This is a genomic window from Pseudomonas sp. BNK-30, from assembly GCF_047456185.1.
GTDB lineage: Bacteria > Pseudomonadota > Gammaproteobacteria > Pseudomonadales > Pseudomonadaceae > Aquipseudomonas > Aquipseudomonas putida_E.
On sequence record NZ_CP179904.1, the window covers coordinates 444,620 to 467,988 of the forward strand.

At 65.3% G+C, this 23,369-nt stretch carries 22 protein-coding genes; 17 read left to right on the top strand and 5 right to left on the bottom strand.

The window, feature by feature from the left end:
- Window positions 1-16 precede the first annotated feature (16 nt).
- Both ACMGGN_RS02050 and tadA read left to right on the top strand, forming a co-directional pair.
- Window positions 17-1,402: a multicopper oxidase family protein gene (locus ACMGGN_RS02050; protein ID WP_115273980.1), complete on the top strand. Its 1,386-nt coding sequence runs from the start codon at window positions 17-19 to the stop codon at window positions 1,400-1,402.
- Window positions 1,402-1,881 carry a tRNA adenosine(34) deaminase TadA gene (gene tadA, locus ACMGGN_RS02055; protein WP_046784397.1) on the top strand — a complete coding sequence of 160 codons (480 nt, stop codon included), beginning with the start codon at window positions 1,402-1,404 and terminating at the stop codon, window positions 1,879-1,881. Before ACMGGN_RS02050 ends, tadA begins: the two co-directional genes overlap by 1 nt.
- Before the next feature lie 104 nt (window positions 1,882-1,985).
- Here the strand turns inward: tadA and mltF are convergent, their stop codons facing one another.
- Window positions 1,986-3,443, bottom strand: coding sequence for a membrane-bound lytic murein transglycosylase MltF (gene mltF / locus ACMGGN_RS02060; protein WP_115273982.1), 1,458 nt, complete (start codon window positions 3,441-3,443; stop codon window positions 1,986-1,988).
- 222 nt (window positions 3,444-3,665) lie between these two features.
- Here mltF and purL point away from each other — a divergent pair, with 222 nt between their 5' ends.
- Together purL and ACMGGN_RS02070 are read left to right on the top strand one after the other, a co-directional pair.
- The gene (purL, locus tag ACMGGN_RS02065) at window positions 3,666-7,565 is read left to right on the top strand and encodes a phosphoribosylformylglycinamidine synthase (RefSeq protein ID WP_115273983.1); all 3,900 of its coding nucleotides are present in this window, start codon (window positions 3,666-3,668) and stop codon (window positions 7,563-7,565) included.
- Between the two features lie 3 nt (window positions 7,566-7,568).
- On the top strand, window positions 7,569-7,880 hold the full coding sequence (locus ACMGGN_RS02070) for an NGG1p interacting factor NIF3 (RefSeq protein WP_281870097.1): 312 nt from the start codon (window positions 7,569-7,571) through the stop codon (window positions 7,878-7,880).
- A 43-nt stretch (window positions 7,881-7,923) separates the two neighbouring features.
- Here the strand turns inward: ACMGGN_RS02070 and tatC are convergent, their stop codons facing one another.
- From tatC to tatA, 3 genes are read right to left on the bottom strand one after another with little or no spacing between them, the layout of a single operon-like run.
- Window positions 7,924-8,682 carry a twin-arginine translocase subunit TatC gene (gene tatC / locus ACMGGN_RS02075; RefSeq protein ID WP_115273984.1) on the bottom strand — a complete coding sequence of 253 codons (759 nt, stop codon included), beginning with the start codon at window positions 8,680-8,682 and terminating at the stop codon, window positions 7,924-7,926.
- Entirely contained in the window at window positions 8,679-8,969 is a 291-nt protein-coding gene (tatB, locus tag ACMGGN_RS02080; protein WP_046784393.1) for a Sec-independent protein translocase protein TatB, read from the bottom strand. The genes tatC and tatB overlap by 4 nt, the downstream gene beginning before the upstream one ends.
- Window positions 8,969-9,202, bottom strand: a complete 234-nt coding sequence (gene tatA, locus ACMGGN_RS02085) for a twin-arginine translocase TatA/TatE family subunit (protein ID WP_046784392.1) — start codon at window positions 9,200-9,202, stop codon at window positions 8,969-8,971. The genes tatB and tatA overlap by 1 nt, the downstream gene beginning before the upstream one ends.
- Before the next feature lie 145 nt (window positions 9,203-9,347).
- Here tatA and gspK point away from each other — a divergent pair, with 145 nt between their 5' ends.
- Window positions 9,348-10,313, top strand: a complete 966-nt coding sequence (gene gspK / locus ACMGGN_RS02090) for a type II secretion system minor pseudopilin GspK (protein WP_115273985.1) — start codon at window positions 9,348-9,350, stop codon at window positions 10,311-10,313.
- Between the two features lie 111 nt (window positions 10,314-10,424).
- Here the strand turns inward: gspK and ACMGGN_RS02095 are convergent, their stop codons facing one another.
- Window positions 10,425-12,488 (bottom strand): PhoX family protein, encoded by a 2,064-nt coding sequence (locus tag ACMGGN_RS02095; RefSeq protein ID WP_237860105.1) that lies wholly within the window; start codon window positions 12,486-12,488, stop codon window positions 10,425-10,427.
- A gap of 224 nt (window positions 12,489-12,712) precedes the next feature.
- Here ACMGGN_RS02095 and ACMGGN_RS02100 point away from each other — a divergent pair, with 224 nt between their 5' ends.
- The 12 genes from ACMGGN_RS02100 to ACMGGN_RS02155 are packed head-to-tail and all read left to right on the top strand — an operon-like array spanning window position 12,713 to window position 23,355.
- Entirely contained in the window at window positions 12,713-14,353 is a 1,641-nt protein-coding gene (locus ACMGGN_RS02100) for a lipoprotein UxpA (protein ID WP_414156429.1), read from the top strand.
- Complete coding sequence (locus ACMGGN_RS02105; protein ID WP_115273988.1) at window positions 14,350-14,775, top strand: pilus assembly protein PilZ; 426 nt, start codon at window positions 14,350-14,352, stop codon at window positions 14,773-14,775. Before ACMGGN_RS02100 ends, ACMGGN_RS02105 begins: the two co-directional genes overlap by 4 nt.
- A gap of 21 nt (window positions 14,776-14,796) precedes the next feature.
- Window positions 14,797-16,731, top strand: a complete 1,935-nt coding sequence (gene gspD, locus ACMGGN_RS02110; protein ID WP_414156820.1) for a type II secretion system secretin GspD — start codon at window positions 14,797-14,799, stop codon at window positions 16,729-16,731.
- A complete protein-coding gene (locus ACMGGN_RS02115) occupies window positions 16,731-18,179 on the top strand; it encodes a GspE/PulE family protein (protein ID WP_237860099.1) in 1,449 nt (482 codons plus the stop codon). The genes gspD and ACMGGN_RS02115 overlap by 1 nt, the downstream gene beginning before the upstream one ends.
- A gap of 3 nt (window positions 18,180-18,182) precedes the next feature.
- Window positions 18,183-19,385 (top strand): type II secretion system inner membrane protein GspF, encoded by a 1,203-nt coding sequence (gene gspF / locus ACMGGN_RS02120; RefSeq protein ID WP_012315992.1) that lies wholly within the window; start codon window positions 18,183-18,185, stop codon window positions 19,383-19,385.
- A gap of 18 nt (window positions 19,386-19,403) precedes the next feature.
- Window positions 19,404-19,838, top strand: a complete 435-nt coding sequence (gspG, locus tag ACMGGN_RS02125; protein WP_046784384.1) for a type II secretion system major pseudopilin GspG — start codon at window positions 19,404-19,406, stop codon at window positions 19,836-19,838.
- Window positions 19,839-19,841: 3 nt separating this feature from the next.
- Window positions 19,842-20,279 (top strand): type II secretion system minor pseudopilin GspH, encoded by a 438-nt coding sequence (gene gspH, locus ACMGGN_RS02130; RefSeq protein WP_046784383.1) that lies wholly within the window; start codon window positions 19,842-19,844, stop codon window positions 20,277-20,279.
- Entirely contained in the window at window positions 20,276-20,644 is a 369-nt protein-coding gene (locus ACMGGN_RS02135) for a type II secretion system protein GspI (protein ID WP_046784382.1), read from the top strand. Before gspH ends, ACMGGN_RS02135 begins: the two co-directional genes overlap by 4 nt.
- Window positions 20,641-21,231 carry a type II secretion system protein gene (locus ACMGGN_RS02140; protein ID WP_046784381.1) on the top strand — a complete coding sequence of 197 codons (591 nt, stop codon included), beginning with the start codon at window positions 20,641-20,643 and terminating at the stop codon, window positions 21,229-21,231. The genes ACMGGN_RS02135 and ACMGGN_RS02140 overlap by 4 nt, the downstream gene beginning before the upstream one ends.
- Complete coding sequence (locus tag ACMGGN_RS02145; RefSeq protein WP_414156430.1) at window positions 21,228-22,316, top strand: GspL/Epsl periplasmic domain-containing protein; 1,089 nt, start codon at window positions 21,228-21,230, stop codon at window positions 22,314-22,316. Before ACMGGN_RS02140 ends, ACMGGN_RS02145 begins: the two co-directional genes overlap by 4 nt.
- Entirely contained in the window at window positions 22,313-22,699 is a 387-nt protein-coding gene (gene gspM / locus ACMGGN_RS02150; protein ID WP_046784380.1) for a type II secretion system protein GspM, read from the top strand. Before ACMGGN_RS02145 ends, gspM begins: the two co-directional genes overlap by 4 nt.
- On the top strand, window positions 22,696-23,355 hold the full coding sequence (locus ACMGGN_RS02155) for a hypothetical protein (protein ID WP_414156431.1): 660 nt from the start codon (window positions 22,696-22,698) through the stop codon (window positions 23,353-23,355). The genes gspM and ACMGGN_RS02155 overlap by 4 nt, the downstream gene beginning before the upstream one ends.
- Window positions 23,356-23,369: the final 14 nt, after the last annotated feature.

Genomic DNA, 23,369 nt, shown 5'->3' on the forward strand with positions numbered 1-23,369 from the left:
CGAGGTACCCGCACCGATGTCCTTCACCCGTCGACAAATGCTCAAGGGCCTGACCGGCCTGGTTGTAGTAGGCCTGGGCGCCGGAGGCGCAGCGCGGTACTGGCTGGGCAAGGTCGAGGACGAGAATGCCGGGCACGACTACGAGCTGATCGCGGCGCCCCTGGAGGTCGAGCTTGTGCCCGGCTTCAAGACCGAGGCCTGGGCGTTCGGCCCGTCGGCGCCAGGTACCGAGTTGCGGGTTCGCCAGGGCACCTGGCTGCGGGTACGGTTCATCAACCATCTGCCGGTGGAAACCACCATTCACTGGCATGGCATCCGCCTGCCGCTGGAAATGGACGGTGTGCCGTATGTGTCGCAGTTGCCGGTCAAGCCGGGCGAGTATTTCGACTACAAGTTCCGTGTGCCTGACGCCGGCAGCTACTGGTACCACCCGCACGTCAGCAGCTCTGAAGAACTCGGCCGCGGCCTGGTAGGCCCGCTGATCGTCGAGGAGCGTGAGCCAACCGGGTTTTTGCATGAGCGCACGCTGAGCCTGAAGAACTGGCACGTGGACGAGCAGGGTGCCTGGCTGCCATTCAGTATCCCCCGCGAAGCGGCGCGCAATGGTACCGCCGGTCGGCTGATCACCATCAATGGCCAGGCTGACTCGGTCACCGAATTACCGGCCGGGCAGGTGGTGCGCCTGCGTCTGCTCAACCTGGACAACACCTGGACCTATCGCCTGAACCTCAAAGGTGGCAATCACGAGGCCAGAATCTACGCCCTCGATGGCAACCCGGTCACCCCGCGTGTGCTCGATGACGAGTACTGGCTGGGGCCAGGCATGCGTATCTGCCTGGCGATCCGCATCCCCGAGGCAGGTGAAGAGATTTCCCTGCGCGACGGCTTCGTGCGCTTGGGCACCTTGCGCTCGGTAGCCAGCAACGATGCGCCCAGCGACTGGCCGCCTGCCTTGCCGCCGAACCCTGTGGCCGAGCCGGACCTGGAGAATGCCGAGAAGCTGAACTTCAATTTCGAATGGGTGGGCAAGGTTTCGGTCAACACCGAAAATGGCAGGCCGCCGAGCCTTTGGCAGATCAATGGTCAAGCCTGGGACATCACCGACAAGACCTGCGCCGACCGGCCGATCGCCACGCTGCAAAAAGGCAAGAGCTACATCTTCGAGTTGAAGAACATGACCCAGTACCAGCACCCGATCCACCTGCATGGCATGAGCTTCAAGGTCATTGCCTCCAACAGGCACAAGATCGTCGAACCGTGGTTCACCGATACCTACCTGCTGGGCAAGAACGAGCGGGCCCAGGTGGCGCTGGTGGCTGATAATCCAGGCACCTGGATGTTCCACTGCCATGTAATCGACCACATGGAAACCGGCCTGATGGCCGCGATTGCGGTGGTCTGATGCGCCCACAGATCATCGATCGCAGCCGTGATCAGGAATTCATGCGCATGGCCCTGGACCTGGCGGCACAAGGTGCCGCGCTGGGCGAGGTGCCGGTGGGCGCGGTGCTGGTGCAGCACGGCCAGGTGATCGGGCAGGGCTTCAACCGGCCGATCATCGACAGCGACCCCAGTGCCCATGCCGAGATGGTCGCCATCCGCGCGGCGGCAAAGTCTGCGAGCAATTACCGTCTACCGGGCAGCACCCTTTATGTGACCCTGGAGCCTTGCAGCATGTGCGCGGGGCTGATCGTGCATTCGCGGGTGGCCCGGGTGGTGTATGGCGCGCTGGAGCCCAAGGCCGGCATCGTGCAGAGCCAGGGGCAATTTTTCAGCCAGGGCTTCTTGAACCATCGGGTAATGTACGAAGGTGGGGTGCTGGCCGAGGAATGTGGCGCAATCTTGAGCGAATTCTTCAAGGCGCGGCGCGCCAAGGTGTAGGAGCGGCCTCGTGTCGCGAAAGGGCTGCAAGGCAGCCCCGCCTTTAATGCCTCAATACTGAACCCTGGACAGCTGTGCGGGCCTTTCGCAACACAAGGCAGCGCCTACATCGGCGGCGACTGTTCCGCCGGTTTGTCCTTGTTGACCCCCGGCACGTGCAGGTTGCCCTCGGCCACCTGGCCCTCGAGCTGCGGCTGGGTCACCCAGGTGAGGATGTCGTAGTAGCGGCGGATGTTGGCCACGAAATGCACCGGCTCGCCACCACGGGCGTAACCGTACTTGGTCTGGCGGTACCACTGTTTCTGCGACAGGCGCGGCAACATCTTCTTCACGTCCAGCCACTTGTTCGGGTTGAGCTTTTCTCGTTTGGCCAGCGTGCGCGCGTCTTCAAGGTGGCCGCTGCCGACGTTGTAGGCCGCCAGGGCGAACCAGGTACGGTCTGGCTCCTTGATGCTGTCGTCGAGCTGCTGCTTGACCAGCATGAAGTATTTGGCACCACCTTTGATGCTCTGCCTCGGGTCCAGGCGGTTGGACACGCCCATTGCCTGGGCGGTACGCTGGGTCAGCATCATCAAGCCGCGTACGCCGGTCTTGGAGGTGACTTCCGGTTGCCACAAGGATTCCTGATAACCGATCGCGGCCAGCAGGCGCCAGTCCACCTGTTCGACCTTGGCGTAGCTCTTGAAGTATTTTTCGTATTTGGGCAGGCGCTGCTGCAAATGCTGCGCAAATGTGTAGGCGCCCACGTAACCGAGCACGTCGACGTGGCCGTAATAGCGGTCTTTCAAACGCTGCAGGGTGCCGTTTTTCTGCGATTTGTCGAGGAATTCGTTGACTTCGTTCAGCAGGCTGTTGTCTTCGCCCGGGGCGACCGCCCAGCGTTGGTTGCGGGTTTCGCCAAGGTCGAAGGCCACCCGCACGTTGGGGAAGTACACCTGGTTCATCGCCAGTTCGTTGGAGTCGACCAGCGTCAGGTCGACCTGCCCTTCATCGACCATGCGCAACAGGTCGACCACCTCCACCGCGTCGGACTCTTCGTATTCCAGGCCCGGGTAGCGCCTTTTCAGTTCGGCCAGCTGGTCGGCGTGGCTGCTGCCTTTTAGCACCATGATCTTCTTGCCGACCAGGCCCTTGGGGTTTGTTGGGCGCGAGCGGCCGTTGCGATAGATGACCTGAGGGGTCACTTCCAGGTATGGATGGGAGAACCTGGCCTGGGTCTTGCGCCGCTCGCTGCTGACCAGGCCGGCCGCTGCCAGCACCGGACCGGACGGTTTACCCAGGTCGTCGAACAGTTCGTCGAGGTTGTCGGCGGTCTCGATCTCCAGCTTGACGCCAAGATCGTCGGCGAAACGCTTGACCAGCTCGTACTCGAAGCCGGTTTCGCCGTTGCGGTCCTGGAAATAAGTGGCCGGGCTGTTGCGGGTGATCACGCGCAGCACGCCGTCCTCCTTCACGCGCTCGAGGGTGCTGGGTTTTTCAACGCAGGCACCGAGCAACAGAAAGAGACCGGTTGCGAAAAGCCATTTGGCGCAACGCTGGCGCAAAGCAGTATGGGCGAACATAGCTTGCAGTATACGCAAAGGACGGGGGGCGCCATATCTCGACAACTGCCAGGTTGTCTGGTAGCGCGTTCTGTGATGCAGCTTGCGGCTTGTCGCTTTTTTTGACCCCGAAGTCCGGTTCCGCCGCCCGGCAGCATTGCCCTCTGGCGGGTGCCGCAAGCCGCGGAATTAGGCTAGAATGCACGGCCTCTAAGCACACCCCTTCCTGAGGCTGTCCCGACGATGTTGATCCTGCGCGGCGCTCCTGCCCTTTCTGCCTTTCGCCACGGTAAATTACTCGAGCAACTGAGCCAGAAAGTCCCCGCTGTTACTGGTTTGTATGCCGAATTTGCCCACTTCGCCGATGTCGACGGCGAGCTGACCGCCGACCAGCAGCAGGTGCTGGGCCGTCTGCTCAAGTACGGCCCGAGCGTGCCGGTGCAGGAGCCGACTGGCCGCCTGTTCCTGGTCGTGCCGCGCCTGGGCACCATCTCGCCCTGGGCCAGCAAGGCCAGCGACATCGCCCACAACTGCGGCCTGCAGTCGATCCAGCGCCTGGAGCGCGGCATCGCCTACTACGTTGCCGGTGACCTGAGCGACGCCGACGCCGCCGTTGTCGCCGCTGAACTGCACGACCGCATGACCCAGCGCGTGCTGGCCCAGCTGGAGCAGGCGAGCGACCTGTTCAGCCATGCCCAGCCCAAGCCGATGACGTCGGTCGATATCCTGGCCGGTGGCCGCGACGCGCTGGCCAAGGCCAACATCGAGCTGGGCCTGGCCCTGGCCGAAGACGAGATCGACTACCTGGTCAACGCCTTCCAGGGGCTCAAACGCAACCCGAACGACATCGAGCTGATGATGTTCGCCCAGGCCAACTCCGAACACTGCCGCCACAAGATCTTCAACGCCAGTTGGGACATCGACGGCCAGGCTCAGGAAAAGAGCCTGTTCGGCATGATCAAGAACACCTACCAGATGCACAGCGAAGGCGTGCTGTCTGCGTACAAGGACAACGCCTCGGTGATCGTCGGCAACGTTGCCGGGCGTTTCTTCCCGAACCCTGAGACCCGCCAGTACGGCGCGGTGCAGGAGCCGGTGCACATCCTGATGAAGGTCGAGACGCACAACCACCCGACCGCCATCGCTCCGTTCTCCGGTGCCTCCACCGGCTCGGGCGGCGAAATCCGTGACGAAGGTGCTACCGGCCGTGGCGCCAAGCCAAAAGCCGGCCTGACCGGCTTCACCGTGTCCAACCTGCGCATCCCGGGCTTCGAACAGCCATGGGAGCAGGCCTACGGTAAACCTGAGCGTATCGTTGACGCCCTCGACATCATGATCGAAGGCCCGCTGGGTGGCGCAGCGTTCAACAACGAATTCGGTCGCCCGGCTCTGACCGGCTACTTCCGTACCTTCGAGCAGGCCATCAACACCCCGCACGGTGAAGAAGTGCGCGGCTACCACAAGCCGATCATGCTGGCCGGCGGCATGGGCAACATCCGTGAAGACCACGTACAGAAGGCCGAAATCACCGTCGGCGCCAAGCTGATCGTGCTCGGTGGCCCGGCCATGCTGATCGGCCTGGGCGGCGGCGCCGCTTCGTCGGTCGCCACCGGTGCCAGCTCGGCGGACCTGGACTTCGCCTCGGTGCAGCGCGAAAACCCGGAAATGGAGCGCCGTTGCCAGGAGGTCATCGACCGTTGCTGGCAGCTGGGCGACAAGAACCCGATCGCCTTCATCCATGACGTTGGCGCCGGCGGCATTTCCAACGCCTTCCCTGAACTGGTGAACGACGGTGGCCGCGGTGGCCGCTTCGAACTGCGCAATGTGCCCAACGACGAGCCGGGCATGGCCCCGCACGAAATCTGGAGCAACGAATCGCAGGAGCGTTATGTGCTGGCCGTCAGCGCTGTCGACTTCGAACGCTTCCAGGCCATCTGTGAGCGCGAGCGCTGCCCGTTCGCCGTCGTTGGCGAGGCGACCGAAGAGCCGCACCTGACCGTGACCGACAGCCACTTCGGCAATACGCCGGTGGACATGCCGCTTGACGTGCTGCTGGGCAAGCCGCCGCGCATGCACCGTTCGGTAACCCGCGAAGCCGAACTGGGCGATGATTTCGACCCGAGCAAGGTAGACCTGGACAGCGCCGTGCAGCGTGTCCTGAACCACCCGGCGGTTGCCAGCAAGAGCTTCCTGATCACCATCGGCGACCGCACCATCACCGGCCTGGTGGCCCGCGACCAGATGGTCGGCCCGTGGCAGGTACCGGTAGCCGACTGCGCCGTCACGGCCACCAGCTTCGACGTGTACACCGGTGAAGCCATGGCCATGGGTGAGCGCACGCCGCTGGCAGTGCTCGACGCGCCAGCGTCCGGCCGCATGGCGATCGGTGAAACCCTGACCAACCTGGCTGCCGCGCAGATTGAAAAGCTGTCCGACATCAAACTGTCGGCCAACTGGATGTCCGCTGCCGGCCACCCAGGCGAAGACGCCCGTCTGTACGACACCGTCAAGGCTGTCGGTATGGAGTTGTGCCCGGAGCTGGGCCTGACCATTCCGGTCGGCAAGGACTCCATGTCGATGAAGACCAAGTGGAGTGAAGAGGGCGTCGAGAAGAGCGTCACTTCGCCAATGTCGCTGATCATCACCGGCTTCGCCCCGGTCACCGACATCCGCAAGACCCTGACCCCGCAACTGCGCATGGACAAGGGTGAGACGGACCTGATCCTGATCGACCTGGGCCGCGGCAAGAACCGCATGGGCGCTTCGATCCTGGCGCAGACCTACGGCAAGATCGCAGCCCAGGCTCCGGACGTCGACGACGCCGAAGACCTCAAGGCATTCTTCGCCGTGATCCAGGGCCTGAACGCCGACGGCCACCTGCTGGCCTACCACGACCGTTCCGACGGCGGCCTGCTGACTACCGTGCTGGAAATGGCCTTCGCCGGCCACTGCGGCCTCGACCTGCAACTGGACCCGCTGACCGACAACAGCAATGACGTGCCGGCCATCCTCTTCAACGAAGAGCTGGGCGCAGTCATCCAGGTTCGCCAGGATGCTACCCCGGACGTGCTGGCGCAGTTCAGCGCCGCAGGCCTGGGTGAAGGTTGCGTGGCGGTGATCGGCAAACCGGTCAACAACGCCGAGGTGTCCATCAGCCTGAACGGCCAGGTGCTGTTCGACGACGACCGTCGCATGCTGCAGCGCCAGTGGGCCGAGACCAGCTACCAGGTTCAGCGCCTGCGTGACAACGCCGACTGCGCCGACCAGGAGTTCGACGCGCTGCTCGAAGAAGACAACCCGGGCCTGTCGGTCAAGGTTGGTTACGACGTCAACGAGGACATCGCTGCGCCGTACATCAAGAAGGGCGTGCGCCCGCAAGTGGCGATCCTGCGTGAGCAGGGCGTCAACGGCCAGGTCGAGATGGCTGCCGCCTTCGACCGCGCCGGCTTCGCCGCCATCGACGTGCACATGAGCGACATCCTCGCTGGCCGCGTCGACTTCGAAGCCTTCAAGGGCCTGGTGGCCTGCGGTGGTTTCTCTTACGGTGACGTGCTCGGTGCCGGTGAAGGCTGGGCCAAGTCGGCCTTGTTCAACGCCCGTGCCCGTGATGCCTTCCAGGCCTTCTTCGAGCGTACCGACAGCTTCGCCCTGGGCGTGTGCAACGGTTGCCAGATGATGTCCAACCTTCACGAGCTGATCCCGGGCACCGAGTACTGGCCGCACTTCGTGCGCAACCGCTCGGAGCAGTTCGAAGCCCGTGTGGCCATGGTCGAGGTGCAGAAGTCCAACTCGATCTTCCTGCAGGGCATGGCCGGTTCGCGCATGCCGATCGCCATCGCCCACGGCGAAGGCCATGCCGAATTCGCCAGCGAAGAGGCACTGCTGGAAGCCGACCTGTCCGGTTGCGTGGCCCTGCGCTACGTCGACAACCACGGCAAGGTCACCGAAGCCTACCCGGCCAACCCGAACGGCTCGCCGCGTGGTATCACCGGCCTGACCAGCCGCGACGGCCGCGTGACCATCATGATGCCGCACCCGGAGCGCGTGTTCCGCGCCGTGCAGAACTCCTGGCGCCCTGATGAGTGGCAGGAAGACGCCGCGCTGATGCGTATGTTCCGTAACGCGCGCGTCTGGGTGAACTAAGGCGTGTACAAGCTCGCCTTCTTCGTCCCGGCCAGCCACGTCGACGTGGTCAAGGCCGCCGTGTTCGCCGCCGGTGGCGGGCGTATCGGCGACTACGACCACTGCGCCTGGCAAACCCTGGGCCACGGCCAGTTTCGCCCCTTGGACGGCAGCCAGCCGTTCCTTGGGCAAGCCGGCCAGGTCGAGGTGGTGGAGGAGTGGAAGGTGGAGCTGGTGGTGGCCGACGACCTGATTGCCCAGGTCGTCGCTGCGCTCAGGCAGAGCCATCCTTACGAAACACCGGCCTACGAAGTCTGGCGCCTCGCCGATTTCTAGGCCGAGCTGAGTTCATCGCCGGCTTGCCGGCGATGAACCCGGTTCATTCAGCGACGCTCTGCGGCGCTTGCCCCTCCCGCCGCAACCCGGCACACGCCAGCAACCCCACCTCGAACAGCACCCACATCGGCACCGCCAGCATGGTCTGTGAGAACACATCCGGCGGCGTCAGGACCATCCCTACCACAAAGCAGCCGACAACTACGTAGGGCCTGCTGCGCCGTAATGTGGCCACGTCGGCCAGCCCCACCCAGACCACGATGAACGTTGCCACCGGGATCTCGAAGGCCAGGCCGAACGCCAGGAACAGCGCCATGATGAAGTCCAGGTACTGGCTGATGTCGGTCATCATCGCCACGCCGTCCGGCGTCACGCTGGCAAAAAAGCCGAACATCATCGGGAATACCAGGTAGAAGGCGAACGCCATGCCGGCGTAGAACAGCACGATGCTCGACACCAGCAAGGGCAGGGCGATGCGCCGCTCGCGGCGGTAAAGGCCCGGCGCAAGAAAACCCCAGGCCTGATGCAGCAGCAGCGGCATGGCCACGAACAGCGCGCACATCGCGGTCAGCTTGAACGGTGTGAGAAAGGGCGAGGTGACACTGGTGGCGATCATGCTGGCGCCTTCCGGAAGGAAGCGGCGCAGCGGTTCAGAAATCAGTGTGTAGAGCTGCTGGGCGAAGGGGAACAGGCCGGCGAACACCAGCGCGACCAGTAGCAGGCAGCGCACCAGGCGCTTGCGCAGGTCGCGCAGGTGACCGGTGAGCGGCATGTGTGCCGCCGGGTCCAGGGCGATACTCATGAGGTGGTCTCCCGAATGACCGTGGCCGTTGCAGCGTCAGTGGCCGGTTCCGCCTTGAGGCTGATGCCCTGGCGCAGCTCCTGCTCGAGGCGTTGCAATGGCGCGCTGTCGAGGTTGGGCATGTCGATTTCGCGTTCCATCTGCGCGCGCAAACCCTGCATTGCCCGGCGCGCCTGGCCCAGGCCACGGCCCAGCGTACGCGCCGCGACGGGCAAGCGTTCCGGGCCAAGCACCAGCAGCGCGACGATGCCCACCAGCAGCATCTCGCTGAAGCCTACCTCGAACATCAGGCCTGCCGATCCGCGTGCGGCTGTGGCGCAGGCGAACGGGTCAGTGGCTCCTGTTGTACCTGCGGTGCTGCAGTTTGGGTGCTGGCATCGCTGTCGCCCCCCATGGACTTGCGAAAGCCCTGGATCGCTTCGCCAACATCACTGCCCAGACCCTTGAGGCGTTTGGTGCCAAACAGCAGAAACACGATCATCAGTACGATCACCAGCTGCCAGATTCCGATGCCACCCATTACGACCACTCCTGTAAGGCCATGAAAAGAAAGGCCAATCCTGCCTCGCGTAGATGACGCGAACATGACTGCAAGGTATTTGCAATCTGCCTGCAACAACTCCCCTGTTGACTGGCGCCTTGTTCGATAAGAGGAGTGCTGCGCCATGGGTGGCAAGCGACAGCAGGGCGCCGCGCTGCTGATGGTGTTGGTGGTACTGGCGATGCTCGCAGCGGGTATGGCCTGGCTGGTGGAGGACGGGCGGCGTCAGGTCGATGACGTACAGCTGCTGCGCCAACGGGTACAGGTGCGGGCCATGGAGCAGGCTGGCCTGGCCTATGCCGAGCAGGCCTTGCGTGACCCCGCCTGGCGGCTTAGCCCGCTGTTCTGGCAGGCGCTGCGGGGGCAACCGTTGACGTACGATTTTGGCGCCGGCCAGGCACAACTGCGGGTGTACGACCAGCACACCTGTTTCAACGTCAATGCGCTGCTGGGGGATGACGGTGAACGTGCCGAGCGCCAGCTACGGCGTTTGCTGGGTGACAACATGGCCGCGCAACGTCTGGTCGACGCCTTGGCAGACTGGCTCGACAGCGACAGCGATGCGCGCCTGCAGGGCGCCGAAAGTGCCCAGTATCTGCGCCAGCAGCCGCCTCGTCTGGCGGCCAACCAGCCGATGCTGGACACCAGTGAGTTGAACCTGCTGCTCGAAGCGGATGCCTCGCGCCAGCGCCGTTATCCGATGTTGTGTGCTTTGCCGCAGACGACCGGCTGGCGCCTGAATGCCAATGCTGTAGGCCTGGAGCATCTGCCATTGCTGGAGGCGCTTTATGAAGGGCGGTATCCCCGCTCGTTGCTCAGCCGCATCGTCAGTGGTCGGCCGGCGTCGGGCTATGTAGATGCCGCAGCGTTGCGTCAGGCGCTGGGGGCGGTGGATGACGAAACGTTTGAGCGGTTGAGCGAAGGGTTGCTGCTCAACAGTGGGCATTTTCAGTTGCAGCTTTCGTTCGAAGAACAGGGCAGGACGATACGCAGCGCGTTTGAGCTGGAGGCGTTGGGGGTGGTGCAGTGGCATGCGCGGGTGCCGGCGCAGCAGGTGCGGGTGAAGAGTCGGGCACCAATGGCCTGGTGATCATGTTCAAGGGCTGCCGTGCAGCCCAATCGCCGGCAAACCGGCTCCCATACCTGTAGGAGCCGGCTTGCCGGCGATTGGGCCGCGCAGCGGCCCTGATGCAAAAACGGATCAGACGGTCCCGATCTCCCCGCCATCATCGCGCTGGATCACCACGGTCGAAGCCCTCGGCCGTACCGTGGTCCCCGCTGGGGTCACATCGGTGGCCTTGTCGGTGTAAGGCCAGTTTTCCGGGTGCTGGATATTGACGAACATCGACTTGTTGTCCGGGCTGAAGGCAATCCCGGTCACCTCGCTGCCGTTCGGCCCGACGAAGAAGCGGCGCAAGTCCACCTGGTTCTGGGCATTGACCGGTATTTGGTTGCCAGCGGCATCCACCAGGTCGGTAGGGATCACCGCCAGCAACTGATCGTTGGTGTAATCGGTGACCGTGCTCTCGCCGTTGTCAGTCTCGAACCACAACACGCCACGGCTATCGAAGCTCATGCCGTCGGGGCTGGCGAACTGGTTGAGTTCGGTCAGGCCCGAGCGGTTGATGTCTGCGGTGCCGGCGGCGTTGGCACCGAACACGAAGATATCCCAGGTGAAGCTCACGTGATCGTCGCTGTCGTGCCAGCGGATGATGTGGCCGTGGCGGTTAGGGCCACGCGGGTTGGCCGCATCGACTTTTTCCGGGGTGCGCGCGCTGTTGTTGGTCAGGGTCAGGTAGACGTCGCCATTGAGCGGGTTTACCGCTGTCCATTCCGGGCGGTCCATCGGCGTTGCACCCACTGCATCGCCTGCACCACGGGTGTTGAGGATGATGCCTGCCAGGTCACCGTACAGCGCCCCGAGGGTGCTGCCGGCAGTGGTGGCGGTGGTCACGTCGAGCAGGATCCACTCGCCCGTGCCGTCTGCATTGAAGCGGGCCACGTAAAGCTTGCCCTGGTCCATGTACTTGGCGCCGGTGGCCAGGCGGTCGGCCGGGCTTGCGTCGGCGGCATCCCACACCGCGGTGGAGACGAACTTGTACAGGTACTCGTTGTTGGAGTCGTCGCCCATGTACCAGACCAGCGGTTTACCGGCCACCGGCAGGCCCGGGCAGCAGCCTTCGTGGCGGAAGCGGCCGAGTGCGGTGCGCTTGGTGGCCAGGGTGCTGCTGTTGTACGGGTCGATCTCGACGATGTAGCCATAGGTGCTGGCTTCGTTGCGGTAGTCGTCGGTGGCGCTGGCACCTTTGATGGTCACGTCGAAGCGGGCGAACTCATCGTTTTCTTCGGTGCTGTCACCAGCAGCGGTCTCCCACTTGTACTGGCCGCTGGAGGTGCCTACGCCGATGCGTCGCTGGTCCTCCGGACGGGTGTCCTTGTTGACGAAAATGCCAGGCCAGTTCTCTTCGCAGGTCAGGTAAGTGCCCCACGGGGTGTAGCCGTTGCCGCAGTTGTTGTTGGTGCCGCGGCAGTGCGTGCCGTCAGCCGAATACTTGGTCTTGACGTGGTCGGTGCCACGCAGCGGGCCAGTGATTTCCATGCGTGAGGCGGTGGTGAAACGGCGGTTGAGCGGGTCGTTGTCGACCACCTGCCAGCGCCCGTTGAGCTTCTGCAGGCGCACCACGCCGGCACCGTGGGCGTTGATTTCCTTGCGCACTTCTTCGGCCGGGCGATTGCCGCTGGCGTCGGTGGTCGGGCCGTTGGGGTGCAGGGCGGCGGCATCGATGTATTCGAAGTTGATCGCCAGCAGGCCGTCTTCGGAACTGCCATTGATGGGGAAGAAGTGCATGCCGTCATGGTGCATGCCCATGGCATTGGCCTGGTCGCTGGAGGTATTGCTGCCGTCCGGTTTCCAGGGGTTGGCGTTGCTGTTGATCGGCGTGCCCCACGGTGCCAGCACGTAGGCACTGTAGCCGGCGGCGACGACACAGGCGTCGGTGCGTGAACCCGCGATGGACTGGAAGCCCAGCGCCAGTTTCGGTACTTCAGGTTCGGTAACCGGCGGCTCGGTGGCCGGGTCATCGTTGTCGGAACCGCCACCACTGTCGAAGCAGCCGGTCAGGCCGGTACCGGCAATCATGGCGATAGCGGCACCCAGGCTGCCGCGCATCACGCTGCGACGGCTAAGGTAGGCGTCCATGACGCTGGCCATCGGCAGGTTGCCACTGTGGTTGCGGTCCAGGTTGTCGCCGGTTTCTCGACTCATCAGGGTGTCCTTGTATTGGCTGAGTTGGAGGAAACCGCGACTTTAGTGCGCAAAGATGATGATTCTTTGGCAGAAATATTAACGTCGCTTTAAAACATTAAGTTCTTATCACTGTGCCAGACAGAACAATCTGGAATGGTTGTCGGATTTCTGCCATCAAACTGTAATGCCAACGCCGCAACATCCGGGGCCCAAAGAGAACTCGGATAAGGATGGCGGGCCCGATGGCAAGCAGTGTGTACAGGCGCGAAATGATCAGATGGATGGGTGTCGGTGCCCTGGCACCGTTGCTCGGTGCCTGTTCTGCATTCCCGGGCCAGCGCGGCGGCAATGCCAGCCTGGACCTGTTGTACGTCGCCGACACCCTCGATGCGCGCCAGCCCGGCCAGCCCGTGGTGCCGGCGACCCGCCTGGGCCCGGTCAGCCACCTGGGCCGTGCTCCTTGGATGACTGGCCACAGCGCCAGCGTGGCTCACCCTCAACTCGCGCCTTTGCTCGATGCCAGCCAGGCGGCCGGCGTGCAATTGGGTGGCTATGCCGTGCTCGCGGCCCTGTTGGAACAACTGCGCGCTGAGGTGGGGCCGGGCAATAGCCTGACTCTCGAAAATGGCCAGGGCTGGAACGGCAGTGGCCTGGCCTATCTGACCCAGGGCGAGAGCGGTGTGCAGGGCAGCCGGCTGTTGGGCAGCGAAGCCCGTGTGAGCAGTGATGAACGCGTGCTTTGGCCACAGCGCAGTGCCGCCCTTTACCACCAGTCTTCAGCGATGACCCTTGCTGCGGGTATTGCCGACGGACAACGCAAAACCTTGGGCCTGGAGCCTCTGCACATTTTCGAGCGCGGCGGTGCACGCATCGCCGTGGTGGGCGTCACCGACCCTTACGCCCAGGACCAGAAAGCCTCGCTCAAACAGTGGTACCAATCGCTGCTGCCGACCTTCGAGCAGGCCCGCCGCGAAGCGGACCTGGTGGTGGCGCTGGCGGATGTCGGTACCGGCCCGGGCCTGTGGCTGGCCGAGCGCGTGGCGCAGATCGACGTGCTGCTCTGCGCACGTGGCCAGGACCTGTGGCCCACACCTGTGCAGGCGACCCAGGCCAGTGGCCGGCGCATCCCGGTGTTGTTTGCCGGTTGCCGGGGCAGTGGTGCGTTTCGCCTGCGTTGCCAACAGGTTGCCGGGCAATGGCAGTTCGATGGGCGCTTCTTTCCTGCATTGGCCCAGCAACTCTCACCCGCAGCGCATTTGCGCGCCAGCCAGTTGCAGGCCGAGTTGCGCCAGCAGCGCGCAGGCCATGCAGCGTGGCTCGACCAGCCGCTGGCGGTTGCGCCACAGGCGCTGTGGCGTCGCGACACGCGTGGCGGCAGTTGGGACCGTTTGCTGCACCAGGCCCTGGCCGATGACAGCAGCATGCCGGTGCTGTTGCCGGGCCTGCGCTATGACTACCCATTGGCCGCTGGCGAGGCCATCACGCGCGAGCACCTGATCAGCCTCACCGGCGGCTACCCGGCACCGGTGGTCGAGGCGCCGGCCCGGCAGGTCGAGCAGGTGCTGGAAAACGCCGCCGAGCAACTGTTCGGTGACCCCTTGCTGCTGGACAACAGCCAGGACCTGCCACGCTGGCAGGGCCAGGCCTGGCAGGTGAGCTACAGCCCGCAAGGCAAGCGCATCACTGGCCTGGATCCGGTGCAGGGCCTGTGCCGCACCTTTGGTCTGCAATTCGAGCCCCAAGCCGGTGAGCCATTGTGGCAACGGGTCGAGGCCTGGCTCGGGCGGCAGCAGCCGGGTTGGCAACTGGCGGCCTTGCAAGTGCCGCAGGTGCGCTACGTGCAAGGCCACCCAGGCTGGCACCCACGGCAGCTGATGTCATGACATTCGCCGCTCGCCTGATGACCGGTGGCCTGCTGACGCTGGCCGGGTGGCTTGCCGCTCAATGCGTGCTGCAACTGGCGCGCCAGCCGCAACCGGCCAGCGCCCCGGTTACCGTCGACGCCCCGCTGCCGGGGTTGCTGGTCGGCCATTGGCAAGCGCCAGGCGACGACGGCTCGATTGCGCTCACCCGGTTGCCATTGCAGTACCTGGGCGGCCTCAAGGCCAAGCCGTTGTCGGCCAGCGTCGTGGTGCTGCGCTACGGCCAGCAGGTGCGCACCTTGGGCCGCGGCCAGCGCCTGGCACCGGGGATCGTGTTGCAGGACATCGACGCCGATGGCCTGATTTTCGACAACCAGGGGCGGCGTGAACGCTTGCCCTGGCCGCCACGCCCCGCCGTGACCGGCTTCAAGCGGCAAGGATGAACAATGCTGGTGAAATATTGCGTGGCCGCTGCCTTGACCCTGGCTCTTGCTGCGGCCTGGGCAGAAGAACCGGAAACCTTCGATGATAACGGCACCCCGCTTTACGAGGTGAACTTCGTCGACACCGAGCTGGGCAAATTCATCGACAGCGTGTCGCGCATCACCGGCACCACCTTCATCGTCGACCCGCGGGTCAAAGGCAAGGTCACGGTGCGTACCGTCGACCGCCACGATGCCGATGCCATCTACGACATCTTTCTCGCCCAGCTGCGTGCCCAAGGCTATGCCGCGGTCGATCTGCCCAATGGCAGTGTGAAGATCGTCCCCGACCAGGCCGCGCGCCTGGAGCCGGTGCCAGTTGAAGCCGCCGGCAAGCACAGCGAAGGCAGTGATGGCGTGGCCACCCGCGTATTCAATGTGCGTAACGCCGCCAGCGAGCAGATGCTCGGTATTCTCAAGCCGCTGATCGACCCGCGTGTTGGTGTGATCACCCCTTATCCTGCGGCCAACCTGCTGGTGGTCACCGATTGGCGCAGCAACCTCGAACGCATCGACAGCCTGTTGCGCCAGCTTGACCAGGTCAGTGACGAACCCCTGAAGGTCATGCCCCTGCGCCATGCCAGCGCCGCCGACACCGCGCAGTTGCTGACCCGCCTGTTGGCCCGAGAGCAGGGCGCCGACAGCACCCAGGTGGTGGCTGACCCGCGCAGCAATGCCTTGCTGGTACGTGGCAGCACCGACCGTGTGCGAGCCCTGTTGGGCCAGCTCGATCAGCCCAGTGAGAACCGGCACAGCAGCAACACGCAGGTGATCTACCTGCGCCATGCCAATGCAGGCGAAGTGGTGAAGGTGCTGCGCGGGTTGAGCCAGGAAGGCGGTGTGCCCAGCGAGGGAGCAGGCGAAGGCGAGGCCAAGGACAAGCCGGTGATGGCCGCCGCCAGCGATTCGGGCATACGCCTGGAGTACGAGGAGGGCACCAACGCCGTGGTCATGGTCGGCCCCGACAGCGAGCTGGCCGCCTACCGCTCCATCGTCGAGCAGCTGGACATCCGCCGCGCCCAGGTAGTGGTCGAGGCCATCATCGCCGAAGTGTCCGACAGCCGTGCCCAGGAGCTTGGTGTGCAGTGGCTGTTCGCCGACGAAAAGTTCGGCGCCGGCATCGTCAACTTCGGCAGCAACGGGGTGAACATCGCCAACATCGCGGGCGCCGCCGCCAGCGGCGACAACGAAGCGCTGGGCGACCTGCTGTCGGCCACCACGGGCGTGACTGCCGGCATCGGCCACTTCGGCGGTGGCTTCAACTTCGCCATGCTGATCAACGCACTGAAGGGCAAGAGCGGCTTCAACCTGCTGTCCACGCCGACCCTGCTGACCCTGGACAACGCCGAGGCATCGATCCTGGTCGGCCAGGAAGTGCCCTTCGTCACCGGCTCCGTGACGCAGAACAACGCCAACCCCTACCAGACCATCGAGCGCAAGGAAGTCGGGGTGAAGCTGCGTATCAAGCCGCAAATCAACATCGACAACAGCGTACGCCTGGATATCGTTCAGGAAGTCTCGTCGATCGCCGACTCCAGCGCCGCCAGCGATGTGATCACCAACAAGCGCGAGATCAAGACCAAGGTCATGGTCGAGGACAATGGCCTGGTGATTCTTGGCGGCCTGATCAGCGATGAGCTGAGCACCAGCGATCAACGCGTACCGTTTCTGGGGGATATTCCGGGGCTGGGCCGGCTGTTCCGTTCCGAGGCCAGCAAGAACACCAAGCAGAACCTGATGGTCTTCATCCGCCCGCGCATCCTGCGTGACGGGCCGAGCCTGGCGGGTTTGAGCGAAGACAAGTACCGCACCCTGCAGCAGACCACGCCGCTCAAGCTGCCAGGCCTTGCGCAGGACGGCCAGCTGCTGCGGGTATTCCCGGCCAGCCGCGCGCGCCTGGACGGGGGCGACTGGTGATGCTGCCCTATCGCCTTGCGCGTCAGGCCGGGCTGGCCATGGCCCCGGCGGATACCGGCTGGCAGTTGTGGCTGCGCCGCGATGCCGACAGTAACCAACTGCAGGAACTGCTGCGTGTGCATGGCCAGCCCGTGGCACTGCACTACCTGGAAGCTGCGCCGTTCGACGAACGCCTCGGCCAGTTGTATCAGGCCGGGGATGCTGCCACCGAAGCACTGATCGAAGGCATCGGCGAACAGGTTGATCTGGACAGCCTGATGAGCGAAATGCCGCGCATCGAGGACCTGCTCGAAAGCGATGATGAGGCCCCGGTGATCCGCCTGATCAACGGCCTGTTCGGCCAGGCCCTGCGCCTGCGCGCTTCGGACATTCATATCGAGACCTTTGAGCAGAGCCTGGTGGTGCGCCTGCGTGTCGATGGCCACCTGCGCGAGGTGTTGCGCCCGCCGCGCGCGTTGTCGGCCATGCTGGTGTCGCGGATCAAGGTCATGGCGCGCCTGGACATCGCCGAGAAGCGTCAGCCCCAGGACGGTCGCATCACCTTGCGCGCCGCCGGGCGTGAGGTGGACGTGCGCGTCTCGACCTTGCCCGGTATCCATGGCGAGCGCGTGGTGATGCGCGTGCTCGACAAGCAGGCCAGCTTGCTGGCGTTGGGCAACCTGGGCATGCCCAACGCAGTGCTGCACGGCCTGCGCAGTTGCCTGACAAGGCCCAACGGTATCGTGCTGTCGACCGGGCCGACCGGCTCGGGCAAGACCACCACCCTGTACGCCAGCCTCAACAGCCTCAATGACGGCAGCCGCAACATCCTCACCGTCGAGGACCCGGTGGAATACGCCATCGCCGGCATTGGCCAGACGGCCATCAATCCGCGCGCCGGGCTGACCTTTGCCACTGGCCTGCGCGCCATCCTGCGCCAGGACCCGGACGTGATCATGCTCGGTGAAATCCGCGACCAGGAAACCGCGCAGATCGCCGTGCAGGCCAGCCTCACCGGCCACTTGGTACTGTCTACGTTGCATACCAACAGCGCAGTGGGCGCGGTCACCCGCTTGCGTGACATGGGCGTCGAGCCGTTCCTGATCGCCTCATGCCTGCGTGGCGTGCTGGCCCAGCGCCTGGTGCGGCGGCTGTGCCATTGCGCGGTGGCGCAGCCACTGCAGCCGGCCGAACGGGCGCTGTGGCCTGAGCTGGCGGCGCTGGGCAGCAGCTACCACGCGGTGGGCTGCGAGCAATGCCAGGGCACTGGCTATATCGGTCGTTTGGGGCTGTACGAATTCATCGAACTGGACGCTGGCCTGATCGGCCTGCTGTATGACGGCGCCAGTGAACTGGCCATGCACGACTACCTGGCCGAGCGCCGCCAGAGCCTGGTGGCGATGGCCAGTGATTGCCTGGCCCGCGGCGAGACCAGCCTGGCCGAAGTACTGCGTGTGGTGCAGGGCTGACCCATGCCGACCTTTCGCTACCAGGCCGTTGATCTAGCCGGCAAGACCCACAAAGCCAGCCTGCAGGCCGATACCGAACGCCACGCACGCCAGTTGCTGCGCGAGCAGGGCTTGTTCCCCCGCCAGTTGCAGCGCTTCGAAAGCGGTGCCCGGCAGCCGCGCCGACAACGCCTGAGCCGTGCCCAGCTGTGTGAGCTGACACGCCAGCTGGCGACCTTGACCGGCGCGGGCATCCCGCTGGTCGATGCCTTGGCGACGCTTGAGCGCCAGTTGCGCCAGCCAGCCCTGCACGGGGTGCTGGTGGCTCTGCGTGGCTCGCTCGCCGAGGGCCTGGGCCTGGCTCGTAGCCTGGCCCGCCAGGGCGCGCCGTTCACCGGTCTGTACTGCGCGCTGGTCGAAGCCGGTGAGCGCTCCGGGCGGTTGGCCCAGGTGCTTACCCGGCTGGCAGACCACCTGGAACAGGTGCAGCGCCAGCAGCACAAGGCGCGTACGGCACTGATCTACCCCTGCGTGCTGATGGGCGTGTCACTGGCGGTGGTGATCGGCCTGATGACCTTCGTCGTACCCAAGCTCACCGAACAGTTTGCCCATGCCGGGCAGAGCCTGCCGCTGATCACCTCATTGCTGATCGGCCTGAGCCAAGGCCTGGTGCACGCCGGCCCCTGGCTACTGGGGCTGGCCATCCTCACGTCGCTGCTGGCCAGTTGGTTGCTGCGCAAGCCGCACTGGTGCCTGCGCCGCGACGACCTGCTGTTGCGCCTGCCACGCGTGGGGGGGCTGTTACAGGTGCTGGAGAGTGCCCGCCTGGCGCGCAGCCTGGCGATCCTCACCAGCAGCGGTGTTGCCTTGCTCGAAGCCTTGCAGGTGGCCACTGAAACCGTCGGCAACCGGCGTATCCGCCTGGCCATGGAGCAGGTGCGCCAGCAGGTGCAGGGCGGCACCAGCCTGCACCGGGCGCTGGATGGTTGCCAGCAGTTCCCGCCGTTGCTGGTGAACATGGTCGGCAGTGGCGAGGCCAGCGGCACCCTGGCCGACATGCTCGAGCGCGTGGCCGACGACCAGGAGCGTGGCTTTGCCCGCCAGGTGGATACGGCCATGGCGCTTTTCGAACCCCTGATGATCCTGGTGATGGGCGCCGTAGTGCTGTTCATCGTGCTGGCGGTGCTGCTGCCGATCATGCAGCTCAACCAGGGCCTGCAACTGTAGATGACAAGGAGCAACCCCATGCAGCATCGACGCAAGCGCCAACACGGCTTCACCCTGATGGAAATCATGGTGGTGATTTTCATCATCGGCCTGCTGATCGCCGTGGTCGCGCCCAGCGTGCTCGGCAACCAGGACAAGGCCATGCGGCAGAAGGTCATGGCCGACCTGAGCACGCTCGAGCAGGCGCTGGACATGTACCGGCTGGACAACCTGCGCTTTCCCAGCAATGAGCAAGGCCTGGCTGCGCTGGTGAAAAAACCGACCCAGGAGCCGCTGCCGCGTGCCTGGCGCAGCGATGGTTATGTACGCCGCCTGCCGGAGGACCCGTGGGGCACCCCGTACCAGTACCGCATGCCTGGCGAGCATGGCCGGGTCGATGTGTATTCGTTGGGCGCCGATGGTGTACAGGGCGGCGAAGGCCAGGACGCCGACCTGGGTAACTGGGCGCTGTGAGCGATGCGCCCACAGCGCGGTTTCAGCCTGCTCGAATTGCTGGTGGTGCTGGCCATCGCCGGCCTCATGACCGGGCTTGCGGTGGCCTGGCTGGACAGCGGCAAGGCCAGCGTCGATCAGGCGTTGCAGCGGCTGGCGGCGCACGTCCACACCCAGGCTGCACTGGCCCGGCATGCCGGGCAATTGCGCGGGCTGCGCTGGACCGGCCAACACCCGGAGTTCGTGCGGCGTGAGCGCGAGGGCTGGGTGGCCGAACCGGTCAGCTTTGGGGACTGGCCCAAAGGGCTGCGCCCCGACTGGCCGGCCAGCCTGCAGCCGCATCTGCAGTTCACGCCGCAAGGGTGGGCCCAGCCGGGTTCGGTGCGCTGGCACTGGGCAGGTGGCAGCCAGCGCTGGGCGTGGGGGCGTGACGGCCAGTTGCGAGTGGGGTTGTCACCATGAAGCGCACGCAACAGGGGTTCACCCTGCTGGAGGTGACCGTGGCCCTGGCGATTGCTGCTGTGCTGGCGGTGATCACCAGCCAGGTTCTGCGCCAGCGCCTGGCAGTGCAGGACAGCGTGCAACAGCATCGCCTTGGCGTGCTGTGCGCTCGCGAGCTGCAGGCGCGCTTTGCCGTGGAACGGTACTGGCCGGCCAGCAACCAGCCCAGTGGGGTGTTGAACCAGGGCGGGCAGGCGTGCCACTGGCAGATGCAGCTGCGCCGTACCGGCGTGCGCGACCTGCGTCGCGGCGAGATGCAACTGTATGCCGACCGCGATCAGCGCCTGCCGTTGGGCCAGTACACGGTTTTTCTGGAGCGTCCATGAAGCGGCGCCAGGCAGGCTTGACCCTGATCGAACTGATGGTGGCCATGGCCTTGACCGCGCTGCTGGGGGTCATGCTCGCGGCGCTGGTCAATGGCTGGCTCAAGGTCCGCGAGCGGCTGCAGGTAACCCGCCAGGAGAACAGTGTGCTGGAGTTCTGCCTTGCGCTGGAGCGGCGCTTTGACAGCCCGGTACTGCGCCGGGTGTATGAGCAGCGCCTGCCACTGGCCAGCCGCTGGCTCGACTGGCAGCCCGATCGCCAGCAGTTGCTGTGGGTGGCAGCCACGGCTGTGCCAGAGGCCGAGGGTGGCTCACGGCTGCAGCGCCAACGCCTGCGTTTCGACCCCCGCGAACAACGCCTGATGCTGGAAACCTCGGCAGACCTGTACGCCGCCAGCGAACCCCGTTGGGTCGTGCGCGAGCAGCTGCAGCAGGTCAGTGCGCTGAATGTTCTTTATCACCAGGGAGGCCGATGGCTGCCCTGGCCTTCCGACCAACCCGCGCACCCCGGCCGTGGTGTGCGCGTGCAACTGCAGCGTGATGGAGCCCCCTATGTCTGCACCTTCACGCTCCCTTGGGGGCGTTCATGAAGCTTGAATGGCGGCGCCGTGCGCCGGCGCGGTCTTGGTTGCTGCTGCGCCCGGGCGTGATCTGGGACTGGCTGTTGGTTGAAAACGGTGTGGCCCAACGGGAAGGCCAGGGCGAGCCACCGGCGAACCTGGACGCAAAGGTAGCGCTGATCATCCCGGGCGAGCGGTGCAGCCAGTTCGAGCTGGCTGCACCGCCGGGCCTCAAGCGTGATGAGTGGCCCTTGCTGCTGGAAGACCACTTGCTGCAGAACGCCGAACAGGTGCAGTGCGCTTGCCTCGCTCGCCAGGCAGGGCAGTTGCGCCTGCTGGCGGTAGCCCGCCAGGCGCTGGACGAATGGCGTGGCCAGTGCAGCGAATGGGGGCTGCAGATCGAGCGCTGTTGGGCCGAGTTCCAATTGTTGCCCACGCCTGAGCCCGGGACGGGCTGGCAGTGGCAGCGCGCGCCTGGCCTGTGCCTGTACCTGGGGCGCAGCGAAGAGGGGAAAGCCCATTGGCTGGCCTGGCCTGACGCGCTGGGTGAGGTACCGCAGCAGCCCTGGGATAGCCTGCGCAAAGCCACCCAGGTCGGGCGCTGGCCGGGAACGCTGGCGTCGCTCGACACGCTGCCAAGCCTGTTCGAGCGAACCCGTCAGGCCCGCTCGGCGCCCCGTGTGCCGGCCCTGCCGCGCGCGCTGGTTGTCACCTGTTTGGTGCTGGCCGTGGTGTGGTGCGGGTTATGGGCGGGCCAGCAGTGGCGGCAGGTACAAACCTGGCGCACGCAGGTGCTGGCCGTGACCGGCACCCAGGCCAGCCCTCGGCAAGCGTCGCAGGCCCTCAAGCGCCTGCGCGAAAGCGAACTGCAACAGCAACTGCGGGAGCGTCAGCTTCAAGACCTGCAGGCACACCTGCAGGTGTGGCTGCATGAGCACCCAGGCTGGCGTCTGCAAGCGGTGCGCTTCGACGGCCAGCGTTGGCACCTGCGCCTGCAGGGCGAGGGGAGCGAGCCGCCCTGGCAAGAAATGGCAAGCGCCGCCGGAGCGGCGGTGCAGGTACTGAGCGCTGCGCCAGCGGCGCACGTGGTTTTCGATCTGGGAGCGCCAACATGACCCGAGCGTGGTTTCAGCGTCATCGATTGTTGCTCGCCTGGTGCCTGATCGGCTTTCTGCTGGCGTTGCTGGCACTGCGCCAAGGCGTGTCGCAATGGCGCGAGCTCAGTCAGTGGCATGGGCTGGCAGTGCAGGCCGCCGCCTTCCCCAGCGGGCCAGGCGTGAGCCTGGAGCGGCTGCGTCAGTCTGCCCAGGCGCGGCGGGTCGAAGTTGCCGAGGTCGAGGTGCAAGGCAAGGTGTGGCAACTGCGCGGCCAGGTGGCCGATGAGCAGGTTTTGCAGCGCTGGCTGCAGGCCTTGCGCGCAGAGGGTGCGCAACCGCTGCAGTGGGCCCTGGAACAGGATGCCAAGGGCCTGCGTTTCGACCTGGTGGTGCAGCCATGAGCCGCCGTGGGCTGCTGTGGGCCGGGCTGGTGTTCAGCCTGACCTTGCTGGTGCAGTTGCCGGCGTCCTGGGTTGCAAAGGGCTTGGGCCTGCCGATGCATGCGGTCAGCGGCAGCCTGTGGCAGGGGCAGGCGCAGCAGTTCGGGCCTGCCGGCCCCGTACGCTGGGCCTTGCAGCCTTGGCGCTTGCAGGCCAACGCACAGCTGGGCTTTCAGGGCCAGGGCTGGCAGTTGCATGCCGAAGGCTGGCCATGGCGCTGGCGGTTGGACGTCACTGCACAGGCTCCCCAGGCGAGTGTGCAGACGGCCTATCGGCTGGCCGGGCAGTGGCAGGGCACGCTGCGCCTGCAAGGCGCGGGGGGGCAGTGCCGAACCAGCGAAGGCCGCATCGCGGTCACCGACCTCGCCTTGAGTGAACCTTGGTCGCTGGGGTTGGGGCAGGGCTGGGTAGAAATGGATTGCCGCACAGGCTGGCGCCTGCATGGGCAACTGATACAACAGGGCGAGCATCAGTTGGCGCTGGATGCAGACCTTCTGGGGCGTCACGCAGTGGTGGCGGCCGAACTGCAGCCGGACGCGGCGCTTACACCGCTGCTGCGCGCTGCTCGGTTGCTGGGGCCACAGGCATTGACGGGGCAGGGGGAGTGGCGTTGGTAAGCAGCGGTTGACGT

Coding starts and splice junctions, on each gene's coding strand:
- ACMGGN_RS02050 (WP_115273980.1), top strand. CDS start 17: ATGTCCTTCACCCGTCGACAAATGCTCAAGGGCCTGACCGGCCTGGTT.
- tadA (WP_046784397.1), top strand. CDS start 1,402: ATGCGCCCACAGATCATCGATCGCAGCCGTGATCAGGAATTCATGCGC.
- mltF (WP_115273982.1), bottom strand. CDS start 3,443: ATGTTCGCCCATACTGCTTTGCGCCAGCGTTGCGCCAAATGGCTTTTC.
- purL (WP_115273983.1), top strand. CDS start 3,666: ATGTTGATCCTGCGCGGCGCTCCTGCCCTTTCTGCCTTTCGCCACGGT.
- tatC (WP_115273984.1), bottom strand. CDS start 8,682: ATGAGTATCGCCCTGGACCCGGCGGCACACATGCCGCTCACCGGTCAC.
- tatB (WP_046784393.1), bottom strand. CDS start 8,969: ATGTTCGAGGTAGGCTTCAGCGAGATGCTGCTGGTGGGCATCGTCGCG.
- tatA (WP_046784392.1), bottom strand. CDS start 9,202: ATGGGTGGCATCGGAATCTGGCAGCTGGTGATCGTACTGATGATCGTG.
- gspK (WP_115273985.1), top strand. CDS start 9,348: ATGGGTGGCAAGCGACAGCAGGGCGCCGCGCTGCTGATGGTGTTGGTG.
- ACMGGN_RS02095 (WP_237860105.1), bottom strand. CDS start 12,488: ATGAGTCGAGAAACCGGCGACAACCTGGACCGCAACCACAGTGGCAAC.
- ACMGGN_RS02100 (WP_414156429.1), top strand. CDS start 12,713: ATGGCAAGCAGTGTGTACAGGCGCGAAATGATCAGATGGATGGGTGTC.
- ACMGGN_RS02105 (WP_115273988.1), top strand. CDS start 14,350: ATGACATTCGCCGCTCGCCTGATGACCGGTGGCCTGCTGACGCTGGCC.
- ACMGGN_RS02115 (WP_237860099.1), top strand. CDS start 16,731: ATGCTGCCCTATCGCCTTGCGCGTCAGGCCGGGCTGGCCATGGCCCCG.
- gspF (WP_012315992.1), top strand. CDS start 18,183: ATGCCGACCTTTCGCTACCAGGCCGTTGATCTAGCCGGCAAGACCCAC.
- gspG (WP_046784384.1), top strand. CDS start 19,404: ATGCAGCATCGACGCAAGCGCCAACACGGCTTCACCCTGATGGAAATC.
- gspH (WP_046784383.1), top strand. CDS start 19,842: ATGCGCCCACAGCGCGGTTTCAGCCTGCTCGAATTGCTGGTGGTGCTG.
- ACMGGN_RS02135 (WP_046784382.1), top strand. CDS start 20,276: ATGAAGCGCACGCAACAGGGGTTCACCCTGCTGGAGGTGACCGTGGCC.
- ACMGGN_RS02140 (WP_046784381.1), top strand. CDS start 20,641: ATGAAGCGGCGCCAGGCAGGCTTGACCCTGATCGAACTGATGGTGGCC.
- ACMGGN_RS02145 (WP_414156430.1), top strand. CDS start 21,228: ATGAAGCTTGAATGGCGGCGCCGTGCGCCGGCGCGGTCTTGGTTGCTG.
- gspM (WP_046784380.1), top strand. CDS start 22,313: ATGACCCGAGCGTGGTTTCAGCGTCATCGATTGTTGCTCGCCTGGTGC.
- ACMGGN_RS02155 (WP_414156431.1), top strand. CDS start 22,696: ATGAGCCGCCGTGGGCTGCTGTGGGCCGGGCTGGTGTTCAGCCTGACC.